We start from the raw sequence: 3,717 nt of genomic DNA, 5'->3' as shown, positions 1-3,717 counted from the left end.
GAACCTATCTTGATAACCTTACTCTCTTTATCTTGCTTCACAAGGCTATCACTCACAACTTGGCTAATCTCCTTATTAATCTCATTATGAATATTGGTGAAAGAAGTTCCTACACTTGCAAAAGCTTTTGCTACATCATCATAACTCTGTTCTTCAACCTTACTACCATCTTCATTGACAGTCTTCACTTTGAAGCTTGGAGCCTTCCAGTTGCCTTTTTCATCATAACCAGCGCCACCACCAAAATAGGTCGCAAATGTCTGATTCATCGTATAAAGTTGTGAACCATTCACGGCATCGCTTGAATTTGCTGTGATATCTCCATTCGCAAGATACTTAATCTTGCTGTTGGTCTTGGCATCTTCTTTACCGTGTTGAGCAACAAACGCGTTATCATTATCACTCCATAACAAGGCATTTTGCTTAATATGTTCAGTAACCTCATTATTATTTTGAGAAATCTCTTTATGAAGATCGGCAAAAGAATGATCAACACCAGAAAATGCATCCGCTACTGTCTGATAATCCTTATCCTGCACTCTATAAGTCGGTGCAACACCTTTAAACACATCTGCTCCACCACCAAAGAACTTTGAAGTATTCTCAGCAACTGTTTGCAGATTATTCGTTACAGCCGTGACATTCTGATTGGTTGCAAAAAGCTGAGAACCATTCACAGCTTCTGTTGATGTTGCTGAAAGAGTTGCCGCCTTCACACCTGAGATACGACGTCCCGCACCTTCACTATTCGCAACGGTGATTTCTGTACCTTCTTTCTCAGAACCTATCTTGATAACCTTACTCTCTTTATCTTGCTTCACAAGGCTATCACTCACAACTTGGCTAATCTCCTTATTAATCTCATTATGAATATTCGTGAAAGACGTTCCTACACTTGCAAAGGCTTTTGCTACATCATCATAGCTCTGCTCTTCAACCTTACTACCATCTTCACTGACAGTCTTCACTTTGAAGCTTGGAGCATTCCAGTTGCCTTTTTCATCATAACCAGCGCCACCACCAAAGGACTTGGCTATATTGCTCGCTGTTGTTTGCAGATTATTCGTTACAACCGTGACATTCTGATTGGTTGCAAAAAGCTGAGAACCATTCACCGCATCAAACGATACATCTGAAAGCTCTCCCGCTTTCACACCTGTGAGGGTCCGTGCGGCATGATCCGTGTTTGCAAAAGTCACTTGAGTCCCGCTCTTTTCACCTCCAACCGAAATCACATGGGTCTTCTCATCTTGCTTTACAAGGCTGTCTCCTACAACTTGATTAATCTCATTCTTAAGCTCTTTATGAATATTCGTGAATGAATTTCCTACACCAGCAAAGGCAGACGCTACATCATCATAGCTCTTTTCTTCAACAGCACTACCATCATCCTTGACTGTTTTAACTTTAAAGCTTGGAGATACCCATTTCCCTTCCTTATATCCAGCTCCACCGCCTAAATAGCGCGCTAACGTATTGCTCATCGAATAAAGCTGAGAGCCATTCACCGCATCAAGCGATTCTTCTGAAAGTACTCCTGATTTTACGCCTGTAAGAGTCCGCGCAGCATCACCACTATTGGCAATGTTAATGCTTGTTCCACCCTTTTCAGCACCTATCTTGATAACCTTGCTCTCTTCATCTTGCTTCACTAGACTATCACTCACTACATTGTTGATCTGTGTATTGATCTCCTTTGTAATGTCATTTTTAACATTTGTGATAGAATTACCAACTCCAGCCAAAGCTTCCGCTACATTGCTATAACTCTTCTCCTCAGCCTTACCATCATCACTAAAATGCTGAACTTTCAAATCTGGAGCTGTCCATTTCCCTCCTTCATACTTCGCTCCACCACCAAAATAGGTTGCAAGCGTATTATTCATCGAGTAAATCTGTGAACCATTCACAGCCTCCGTTGAGTCAGAAGCAATATTGCCATCCAAAAGATGTGTGATCTTGCTATTGCTTTTCTTTTCTCCGTGCTGCGCGACAAAGGCCTCTTCATCCTTGTTCCACAACAAAGCATCCCCTTTAACTTCTTGCGTAATATTCGTGATGTTTTCAGTAAGTTCATTATATTTATTCGTGAGATTAGTATTCACATTCTGGATATTCGTATCAAGACCTGCAAAGGCTGAACCAACATCGTTATATGATTTCTCTATTACCTTACCTTTTATATCGACACTCGATAATTTATAGGTCGGACCTGTAAAAGTTCCTTTCTCAAAAGCCGCACTACCTCCTAAAAATTTGGCTACATCCTGAGAAATTGTATTAATCTGACCACCGGTAACCGCATCATGCGAATTCTCAGTAAGCTTACCATCGGCAACATTATGTAATCCAACAGGAGAAGCATTTTGACCTTTTCCTAAAGTTACATTCGTATAGTCTATTTGACCTTCTTTCTGTTTATCGTAAAGAACAACAGCGGAATCCTCAGATTGAAGCTTATTAGAAAGCTGCTCCAACCCTTGATCAAATTGCTCTTTATTAACCGCTTCATTACCTTTCTCTGCCGCCTTTACACCAGAAAGGGTACGATCCGCTTTATCCTTGCTAGCAATATTGATTTGTGTACCATCTGTTTCGCCACCAATATTGATCTGCTTGGTTGTTTCATCCTGCTTGACAAGGCTATCACTCACTACATTGTTAATCTGTGTATTGATCTCCTTTGTAAGGTCATTTTTAACATTTGTGATAGAATTACCAACTCCAGCCAAAGCTTCCGCTACATTGCTATAACTCTTCTCCTCAGCCTTACCATCCTCACTAAACTGCTGAACTTTGAAATCTGGAGCTATCCATTGCCCTCCTTCATACTTCGCTCCACCACCAAAATACGTCGCAAGCGTCTGATTGAGAGAATACAGCTGTTTTCCAGTAATAGCATCCGTTGAAGCCGCTGTAACAGCACCATCCAAAATATGCGTAATCTTGCTATTGGTCTTTGCACCATCCTTCCCATGCTGAGCCACAAAAGCACCCTCAGCACTATTCCAATTTAAAGAATCTTGTGCAACTCCCTCTGAAACTTCCTTAATCCGATCATTCACATTCTTGATATTTGTATCAAGACCCGTAAAGGCTGAACCTACATCACTAAAAGACTTCTCTTTTACCTTACCTTCTGCAGAAACCTCTGACAATGCATAGCTTGGACCTGTAAAAGCACCATTATCAAAGGCTGTATTTCCACCTAAGAACTGTGCTACATCCTTGCCGATTTTATCAATCTGCTGACCAGTGATCGCATCACGTGATGTGGAAGAAATCTTACCATCCGCAACATTATGCAGAGCTGTAGGGATCTCATCCTTACCACCAAAAGTGACACTCGTATAATCCGTCTGACCATCATCCTTTTTATTATAATGAACAACCGCTGAATCTTCTGACTGAAGATGATTAATCTGGTTAGTAATCTCATTTTTAATATTCGTGAAAGAACTACCAACTCCACTCAAAGCTTCCGCTACATTGTGATAAGTCTCATTTTTTTCCTGACCTTCAGCGTTAACTGTATTAACCTTAAAGCTTGGAGCTACCCATACGCCATTCTTATAACTCGCTTCACCACCAAAAGACTGCGCAACACTGCTCCCTAAAGCATGAAGCTGATTACCTGCTACAGCATCACTTGAGCCAGCAGTAACCTCACCATTGGCAAGAGACGTAATCTTGCTACTTGTTTTGTTATTATCTTTT

The 3,717-nt window shown here is 41.0% G+C and carries 1 pseudogene; it reads right to left on the bottom strand.

The features are described 5' to 3' along the window. Positions 1 to 3,717, bottom strand: a pseudogene (locus tag PVV64_RS09300) (hypothetical protein); the annotation flags it as partial.

Source organism: Bartonella sp. ML70XJBT.G, from assembly GCF_028618575.1.
Lineage (GTDB): Bacteria > Pseudomonadota > Alphaproteobacteria > Rhizobiales > Rhizobiaceae > Bartonella.
The sequence above is the reverse complement of the archived record's forward strand: the minus strand, read 5'-3'. Positions and strand labels throughout refer to the sequence as shown.